Origin of the sequence: Streptomyces murinus, assembly GCF_002154555.1 — a bacterium.
Taxonomy (GTDB): domain Bacteria; phylum Actinomycetota; class Actinomycetes; order Streptomycetales; family Streptomycetaceae; genus Streptomyces; species Streptomyces murinus.
The window spans coordinates 1-8,013 of sequence record NZ_MUNF01000450.1 but is presented as its reverse complement, the minus strand read 5'-3'; the positions used below and the strand labels follow the sequence as shown (position 1 = coordinate 8,013).

Sequence of the window (8,013 nt, the reverse complement as noted above, 5' to 3'; positions counted from 1 at the left end):
ATTCTCGTCACCCGCTCCATGGAAAGGGTCCAGGTCATCAATCTGGGCCCTGTTTGTTGTCTAGTCCAATTCACGGCTGGCACGCCCTCCCTGTGCCCTAAGTCGAGGCAGAGCGGTCACCCTGCGACGCACACAAGCCGCTCAGGACGACTCGAGACTCCAGCCGTCTCAAGTGACGAGACGCGCTTCGTGTGGCTTGCGTCACCTTCGCGGGTCATGCCCGCGAAATCGCGTACGTAAATCAGCAGTTCAGGGCAGCCTGTACAGACCCCGGTGCGTGACGCCCGGATCAGAGTCGGTGCGACCGTTCTCGGCGCACCGCGTGAGCCCCCATGTGAGGAGGGCCGCGTTGTCGGTGGTGCTCATTAGGCTTCTTGGCGTCACCGACGGCAGGAGGCCGTGCATGGCAGGGTTCGAGATCAACAAGCGGGGCATCGAGAAGATGCAGCGAGAGATCGCGAAGGAATTCGAGCGCGCGGCCCGCAAGCATCCCATCCGTGTTCCTGTCCAGTTGGACGCTCCGGAGATCCCCACGGCGTCGCCGGTGAAGGCTGGCATCGAAAAAGACCCGCACCTCTCATGCCTTCTCATATGGCTTGACGATCTAGCGGCACTCCAACCAGGGGTAGCCGCTGACGTCTCGGCGTACGTCGACTCGGCAGGACTTCCCGAGGCCGAGGCCAAGACTATGGCGCTCCAACTGGAACAGCAGGGACTCGTCCAGATCTCCCGGGATTTCTCCGGTCGTGGCTGCCAGGTCTTTCTCACCGACGAGGGATCACTGGCGGCTCGACAGTTGAGAGCATTGCAGGCCGACCCAGTAGCACGCTTCGTCCATGCCTGCGACGGCTTGCTGCACTGGCTTTTCCAGACGGGCCGCGGCCGACACGTCGTCGAGGTCATGGCCTTCGTTGAAGCACCAGGTTCGTACTTCGCGGGTGACTCCCTGTCCGTGGACGAGATCCTCGGCGCGCTGGAGCACCTCAACCAGCGAGGGCTCGTCCATCGCGCGTCCGAGGACCCGAGCACCACAAGTTCGATCAAGGCCACAGTCACCGACTCGGGCACCGACTGCGTATTGTCCGAAGGAACCGTGAGCGACTACCTCAGCCGCCAGCAGCGCGCCGGCGACACCTACACCTTCAACAATTCCTCCGGCATCGTCGCTGGCTCCCAGCAGAGCGTGGTGCAGAACAACAACTTCGGCTTCGACGCCTCCGCCCTCGCCGAGTTCGCGGCCCTGGCACGGCAACTCGCCCCGACGCTCAAAGCCTCACCGGAACAAGAGGAAACCCTCGTGCAGGACGTCGAGGTGCTTGGGGAAGCCGCCTCTGCCGAGCAGCCGGAGCCCGGACGCATCAGGGCCGCGTACCTGCGCGTGCAGGAGACACTGGGCGCGATCACCACCACAACAGCCGGCCTCACCATATTGGCGCAGCAGGGACAGACGGCGTACCAAGCTGTGTTCGGCAGCTGACCAGCGCACGGGCTCCGCGGAGCAAGCCGCTCGGAGCCTCGGCCGCTACACCTGGACCGCGTCCGGCAACACCTTCCGAAGCGCGCTGCCCACTGCTGGGCCGACCTCTGTTACCTGACGCAGATCAGCACTTCGCAAGTAGCTATAGCTCTGCGGTGGATGAAAAGTCCCCGCAGCGCGCCGAGGGACACCGGCTCGTCGAAGGACACGGGATCCTCCAAAGTCAGACCGCTTGCCTGGGTGGCACCGTTCATGTAGGCGTCGTACTCGCGACGGGTGATCCCGGTCTGAGTCCGATGCGCCATGTGGGCTCTCCCAAGGAGGTCTGGTCTATGGCGTCTACGCCGCGCCGTCGGCCTGCCCGTCGACACCAAACGGCGGGACACCCGGCCAGCCCCGCGGTGCTGCGTGACCAGCCAGGGGAACAGGTTCGGCTGGCCGATCGCGCAGCGCCCGCCCAGCAAACCGGCCCCCAGCAGTTCAGGCGCTGATGAGACGGCTGTCGAAGCCGGCGCCGAGGAGGCGTTCGTAGGCGTCATACACATCCTCCGGTTCTTCCTGCTCGACGGCGAAGCCGAGCTTCGAGTACTCGATCACCCGTTGCAGATCACCTACAAGCATGTCCACGACCAGCTTCTCGTCACCGATGGACTTGATGTAGTCGTCCAGCCCCAGCGGCTCGGAGGCGCACACGACCTCCACCTCGGGCCAGAGCTTGCGGCAGGTCGCGTACGAACGCCGCTCCGTGTACGGCTTCGAGACCAGCATCAGTGACTCCACCGCGATACCGGCCTCGGCCAGCAGTTTTCGCGAGAAGGTGACGTTCTGCCCGGTGTTCGCGGCCCTCGGCTCTACCAGAATCGCCTCGTCCGGCACGCCCAGGCTCAGCGCGTGCTCGCGGTAGTGAACGGCTTCACCGCGTGGGAAGCGGGCACGGGTCGTGGGGCTGTTACCACCGCTGAGGATCAGGACCGGGAACAGGCCAGCGCGGTACAGGCTGGCGGCCGTCGTCGCCACTCCGAGATGTGGCTGCCCAGGCCGATCGCCGCCGAGCAGGGCCGCTGTTCATGGCCCATCTGGTGGTAGTTCCAGATCAGCGTCGCTCGTGGAACTGCTCGTCGGTGATCTGGCGCTGCTCGTGCTGCGGGACTGGCACTCCCTGGCTCATCCCTACCGGCCGTTCCGGATGCCCTCAATCCCGCGCGGGTGCTCAGCCCCTACCGCCGGGCCACCTGCACCGCCTGATCGAGGACGGACAACCCATCATTCCGGGCCACCCAGGTTCCGAAGGCGCGGTTCGCAGCCGTCGCGCCCCGGGTCGCGAACTGGTACGCAGTGCAGCGCTGGCGAGAGTGGCTGGTCGATAGAGGGCCGAGAACGGCGAGCGCTTCTTCAGGTCACGACCTGTGATGGAGCATCGTGGCCACGCCCTCGTCACTGGTCTCGTACGCGATGCCGCGCAGGACCGCGACCGGTGCGCCACGGCCGCGCTGGCCGAGGATGATGCCGGCTGCCGCGGCGATGAGGTCGGTGAAGGTCTCCTCCTGCCGCTTGCCGCCGTGCTCCGTCACCCGCAGGGGCGCCACGCCTGCCGCGCCGATGGAGATGACGGTGGCGCCGCGTCGGTCGGCGCGGCCGTCGGAGTCGGCGATGACCACGGCGACGGTGGCGCCGGAGTATGTGTGCAGGGCGTCACGCAGGGAGCGGGCGGAAGCGTCAGGGTCCTCGGGCAGCAGCCAGGCGCCTTCGGTGCCGGCTCGGTCAACCCCGGCGGAGGTGAGCTGGTAACCGAGCGTGTGGCGGGCGATGATCGGCCCCTTTTCGGTGGCCAGGAAGTGCTCGGTGGAGGAGTCGAGGATCAGCTGCACGATCTCGGCGGGCTTGCCCGTCTTGGCGGACAGGGCCAGGGCCTCGGGGCCGGGGATGACGTCGGCCAGGTCGACGTACCGCTTCTCCGCCACGGACACGGCCTTGCTGGCGACGACGACGATGTCTCCGTCGCGCAGTTCGGTGCCGGTGCGGTTGAGGACGCCGGTGATGGTCCCAGCGAGATCGTCGCCCGGCTGGAGTTCGGGGAAGGGCTCCAGGGCGAAGGCGGAGAAGCCTGAGGTCGGGGCGGCGGTCATCGGCGGGCTCCTGCGGCGGTGAGGACGGCGGTGTGCAGGCGGGCGTGCGCGGTGGCGAGTATCCCGGCCCGCTGCCGGGGCGCGGCGTGCTCTCCGGTAGTGAGCCAGTCGGCCACGCGGCGGAGGTAATGCGGCCACAGCCGGCGGGCCGCTTCCACCGCTGGAACCCCGGAGCGGACGGCGTGCCAGGCGTCTACGGCGGGCTGCGGCCACGGGTGTTCATCGTATCCGTCTGGGTGTTGGCCAAGGCTCTCCAGCGCGGTGAGCATGGTCTGGAGGCGGGCGGGCTCGACCGCGCGGTGGGAAACGCGGTACACGGTCGCTTCGCCGCCCGGCGGTACGGGCGGTGGCGTCCGCGTCGCGGTCAGGTGCAGCAGGACGGGGACGGCTTGGTGGTAGATGGCCGGGAGGTGGGGGAAGGAGCCGGCGTGCTCCTTGGGCCTGTCGATCCGTACGGAGGCGAGGGGCCCGATGGCAGCGGCGGTGAGCAGGAGGAATGCGTCGATGCCGTAGCCGTTCACGCATTCCGACAGTTCCTGTGGCAGGGCCTCGACGGCGCAGAGGACAGCAGCGAGCGCCTGGTGGGACAGGGCCAGGTCGCCTGCGAGGGGCTGGGGCACGTCGTGGCCAGTGGTGGCGGCGATCAAGGGCCGGGCGAGGTGATGGGTGAGGTTGGCTTCGTCCCAGTGCCTCGGGTAGTCGGCGATCGCCAGGGCGGCTCCGGCCCGTACGTGGTCCAGTAGGGCGGCGTAGGCGGCCGGGTCGGGGTTGCGGGTGTCGGTGTCCGCGATCAGAACCACCTCGGCGTCGGCGAGTTCCGGACGGCGGGCGGCGGCCAGGATCTGGGTGCCCTTGCCCCGTGTAAGGCCCGCCAGCGGCACCTTCTTCGCCCGGGTGCCGGTCGCGGCGAAGTTCTCGGTGGTGGTCGGGGTGTCGGAGGAGTCGGCGTTGACGATGACCGCCGGCACGTTGCCGAGGGCGGTGTCGACGGCGGTGGTGACGGCGCTGATGGTGGCGGGCTCGTTGCGGCTGGGCAGGATCGCGGCAGCCTTCATGTGGTCCCCTCTTCGGTCAGCAGGTCGGCGGCCGTCTCGGGGTCGGGGGCGTGCAGGTAGTCGAACCGGCAGCCCGCGAGCGCGGAGATGAGGTGGCTGCGCCAGCGGGCCAGGTCGGGGGTGTCCAGCGGCCACACCGGCCCGTATGGCACTCCCGAGACACCGGTCACCGGAGTGGGCAGGCCGGAGATGTAGCGGGCCAGCATCTCGTGCAGCCGCAGCCGCTCGTTCACCGAGAGCGGCACCGCGGGCGTCATCGACGCTTGAGCCAGATCCGGGTGGACGGCCACGCGCACGACCCTCGCCAGTGCCGCCGGGCCGGTGGCGAACGGCTCCAGAAGGTGGCGGGGTTTGGGCGCGAGGGGTCGGGTCGGGTCGCGGATGGCTGCGGTGGGCTTTCCCGGCCACACCACGAGGCCGCCGTCGCCCCGCTCGCCGAGGACGATCAGGTCGTCACCGGCGTGGGTCCAGCCACGCGCCGCGAGGGCGATCGCGGTGGACGTCTTGCCGACGCCCTTCGCTCCGATCAGCAGTACCGCCTGTCCGTCGGGTGCGATCAGGGCGGTGGCGTGCACGGTGACCTTGTGCTGCTGCTGGCGGATGCGTTCGGTCGCGGTGTAGGTGGCGTACGCCAGGGTGGCCGAGGCGGCCACGGCGGCGGGAAGTCGCAGGCGCACGGTGTCCTGCTCGATGGTGACGGCCGCCGCTCCTGTGGTGATCTCGATGTCGGCCGCCGTCTTGGTGTCTGGGGCGGCCTTCAGGGTCCAGCCGCCGGGCAGGGACCGGTCGGCGGCCTGCGCGGGCGCGGTGTCCAGTTTCTCGGGCAGTACGAGGAGGGCCGAGACGTGGCCGGTGATGAGTCGGTGCGCGGTCATCCGGCAGCCCGTTCCAGTTCCACCAGCAGATCCTCGACCGGTTCGATGGTGGGCAGGTAGCGGCCGGCCAGCAGGTCATCCATCCAGTCGGCCCGGGACAGCGTGGCCCGCACCAATTCCGCCATCGCCCCGGGCCGTGCCTGGTGGGCGGTGGTGATCTCGATCGAGGCCGGGTCGTCGTACGCGGCGCCGTTGCGCCACAGCAGCCCGATGCGGCACGGGCCGAACTCGGCGGCCACCGTGCGGGCGGCGGCATCGGCGAGCCAGCCGCCCACCTTGCCGACGTGGTAGGCCGGGTTCTTCCCGAAGGTGGCCTCGTTGCCCGCGAGGTGGGCGCCGCTGATCACCCCCGTACGGGCGTTGCCCCGGCCGACCAGCCCGTCCTCGCCGTAGTCGACGGCTGAACCGGAAAGCGTGAAGTACTGGTCGGAGATCGGGCCGGTGCGGCTGCCACGGGTGTTGCACACCACCGTCGCCCTGCCCGGCAGCCGTTCGGCCAGCAGCTCGGTCAGTTCGCCGGCCGCGGCGGTGGCCTCGTCGTCGAATTCGGCCGCGCTGGTCAGCTGTCCGGCCAGAGCGGGCACGCACACGGTCACCGTCCAGGTCACGCCGTCGCGGACGGCGAGGGCCTTGATGTCGCTGCCCGCCCATGGCAGGCGGCGGAACCATGCCTCGGCCAGCAGCACCACGGTCTCGGTGGCCGTGCGCGGGGCGGAGCCGACGAGGTAGGCGGTGTCGTTGGAGAACGCCCGGGGCCGCTCCGGCAGATCCTCCAGCGATCGTGGGGCGAACCAGTGCGGAAACTTGGAGGAGTCGGTCGTCTCGTGCCGGACCTCCAGCCTCACGCGCTCGAAGCCCGGCAGCGCGGTGCGCAGGTGGTCGACGGCCGCCTGTTCCAGGATGTCCCGCACCGGCAGCGGGCGCCCGGCGAAGGTGGTGGAGATCCGGCCACCGAACACGACCCGCAGTGGCCGGTCGTAGACGCCGTCGGTGTCGGTGAACACGGCCCGGCCGCCGAGTACGGCGACCTTGTCCAGGTTGTGGTGCAGTACCGCCCTCGCCACGTCCAGACAGTGCCGGCTGTAGCGGATGGAGGCGAGTTCGGCGATGCCGTCGGCGAGGGTGTCGGGGTGGCCGATGCCCTTGCGTTCGACGACCTCGACGGGCAGTTCATGCGGCAGCGGAGTCCGTAACCCGTACGACGCGGGCGTCACGGTAGACATGGTCGATCACCTCCAGCGGGCGCCGCAGCGCGGTCAGCGGGAACAGGCAGGGATGGGGCGGACGCCCGTCGGCGGCGTCCAGAACTGCGGCGTACATCGCGCGCCGCAGTTCCTCATGGCTGGGAGCGGTGGCCGGGGTGCCGAGTCCGGCTTCGAGGTTCCGGCCGCGTGCCTGAAGGAGGCGTCCGTCGGCGAGGTGGAGGGCGAGTTCGTGGGCCGCCGGGCCGGAGTGGTCCACGCGTGCGTCGATGTGGACCGTGGTCCCGCCGGTGAGGGTGATGACGGCTGCGACTCGGTCCTCGGTCTCGGCCAGGCCCCGGCGGTGTACGACCTCTGCGTCGACCGCCTCGACGTCGCCGGGGACGATCCGTAGGGCGAGTGCCAGGCCGTGGATGGCCTGCTGATGCAGCACTCCACCGGCGGTGGCGTAGGTACGGCGCCAGCCGCGGAAGTAGCCAGGATCGCGTCGCACGGCCAGCATCACGTCCGCGTGTACGACGGCCGGAGGTGAGCCGAGCAGATGATCGAGGCCGGGGGCGAAGTGCGGCTGGAACGCGACGAAGATCCGTTCGTCGCCCGGCTGGGGTGTCAGGGCGGCGGGGTCGGTGGTGGCGGGCTTCTCCACGAGCACCGTGGCCCCGGCTTGGGCGGCGTTCCGGGCTGCTGTGAGGGCGGTCCCGGGTGGGGTGGCCACCACTACGAGGTCCGGCTCCAGCGACTTCAGCGCCGCCCGCCACGAGGTGAACACCGGAACGCCCCTCGGGACGTCGGTGCGCGGGGCAGGATCGGCGACTCCCGCGACCATCACGCCAGGCGTGCCGGCGAGGGCAGCGAGGTGCTTGGCACCGACCTCTCCGGCCCCGGCCAGCAGCACCCGCTTCACGCGACGCCGCCCAAGACGGCCGAGCGCAAGAACGCCGCACCCGCTGAGAGCGCCTCGGCGGGGGCGTCGCGCACATGGGTCTCNNGCCGGGCAGAAGACCCGGCCGCCGCCTCCGGCGGGCTGGTAGTCCTTGACGTGCACGTATCCCACGTAGGGGGCCAGGGCCTTCACCGTGCCGCGGGTGGCCTGGCCGACTTCATGGAGGTTCGCCACGTCCAGCCACAGCCCCAGACGCTGTCGGTGGTAGCGGTCCAGGACCTGAAGGAGGGGTTCGGCGTGGGCGACGGTGCACACCGGCTCGTTCTCCAGGAGCAGCCGCACCCCGACCGTGGCTGCCGCTTCCAGGGCCTTGGCCAGCAGCGGGTCACCGAGCA

The 8,013-nt window shown here is 69.8% G+C and carries 6 protein-coding genes and 1 pseudogene; 1 reads left to right on the top strand and 6 read right to left on the bottom strand.

The genetic code is table 11. The features are described from left to right. Positions 1-403: 403 nt before the first annotated feature. The gene (locus tag CCN72_RS26005; RefSeq protein ID WP_143664200.1) at positions 404-1,477 is read left to right on the top strand and encodes a hypothetical protein; all 1,074 of its coding nucleotides are present in this window, start codon (positions 404-406) and stop codon (positions 1,475-1,477) included. A 480-nt stretch (positions 1,478-1,957) separates the two neighbouring features. On the opposite strand, the pseudogene CCN72_RS25995 reads toward CCN72_RS26005, so the two are convergent. The 6 genes and pseudogenes from CCN72_RS25995 to CCN72_RS25970 form a co-directional block, all read right to left on the bottom strand. After that, a pseudogene (locus tag CCN72_RS25995) lies at positions 1,958-2,645 on the bottom strand (YdcF family protein). A gap of 229 nt (positions 2,646-2,874) precedes the next feature. After that, entirely contained in the window at positions 2,875-3,603 is a 729-nt protein-coding gene (locus CCN72_RS25990) for a coenzyme F420-0:L-glutamate ligase (RefSeq protein ID WP_086810089.1), read from the bottom strand. Continuing rightward, positions 3,600-4,658 (bottom strand): glycosyltransferase family protein, encoded by a 1,059-nt coding sequence (locus CCN72_RS25985; RefSeq protein ID WP_086810087.1) that lies wholly within the window; start codon positions 4,656-4,658, stop codon positions 3,600-3,602. Before CCN72_RS25985 ends, CCN72_RS25990 begins: the two co-directional genes overlap by 4 nt. Beyond that, positions 4,655-5,533: a phosphoenolpyruvate carboxykinase (ATP) gene (locus CCN72_RS25980; RefSeq protein ID WP_086810085.1), complete on the bottom strand. Its 879-nt coding sequence runs from the start codon at positions 5,531-5,533 to the stop codon at positions 4,655-4,657. The genes CCN72_RS25985 and CCN72_RS25980 overlap by 4 nt, the downstream gene beginning before the upstream one ends. Next, a complete protein-coding gene (locus tag CCN72_RS25975; protein ID WP_086810083.1) occupies positions 5,530-6,756 on the bottom strand; it encodes a methionine adenosyltransferase in 1,227 nt (408 codons plus the stop codon). The genes CCN72_RS25980 and CCN72_RS25975 overlap by 4 nt, the downstream gene beginning before the upstream one ends. Continuing rightward, on the bottom strand, positions 6,704-7,960 hold the full coding sequence (locus tag CCN72_RS25970; protein ID WP_425276174.1) for a Gfo/Idh/MocA family protein: 1,257 nt from the start codon (positions 7,958-7,960) through the stop codon (positions 6,704-6,706). Before CCN72_RS25970 ends, CCN72_RS25975 begins: the two co-directional genes overlap by 53 nt. Between the last annotated feature and the right edge of the window lie 53 nt (positions 7,961-8,013).

Bases quoted from the DNA above. Each gene is read 5' to 3' on its own strand.
- CCN72_RS26005 (WP_143664200.1), top strand. From the start codon at position 404: ATGGCAGGGTTCGAGATCAACAAGCGGGGCATCGAGAAGATGCAGCGA.
- CCN72_RS25990 (WP_086810089.1), bottom strand. From the start codon at position 3,603: ATGACCGCCGCCCCGACCTCAGGCTTCTCCGCCTTCGCCCTGGAGCCC.
- CCN72_RS25985 (WP_086810087.1), bottom strand. From the start codon at position 4,658: ATGAAGGCTGCCGCGATCCTGCCCAGCCGCAACGAGCCCGCCACCATC.
- CCN72_RS25980 (WP_086810085.1), bottom strand. From the start codon at position 5,533: ATGACCGCGCACCGACTCATCACCGGCCACGTCTCGGCCCTCCTCGTA.
- CCN72_RS25975 (WP_086810083.1), bottom strand. From the start codon at position 6,756: ATGTCTACCGTGACGCCCGCGTCGTACGGGTTACGGACTCCGCTGCCG.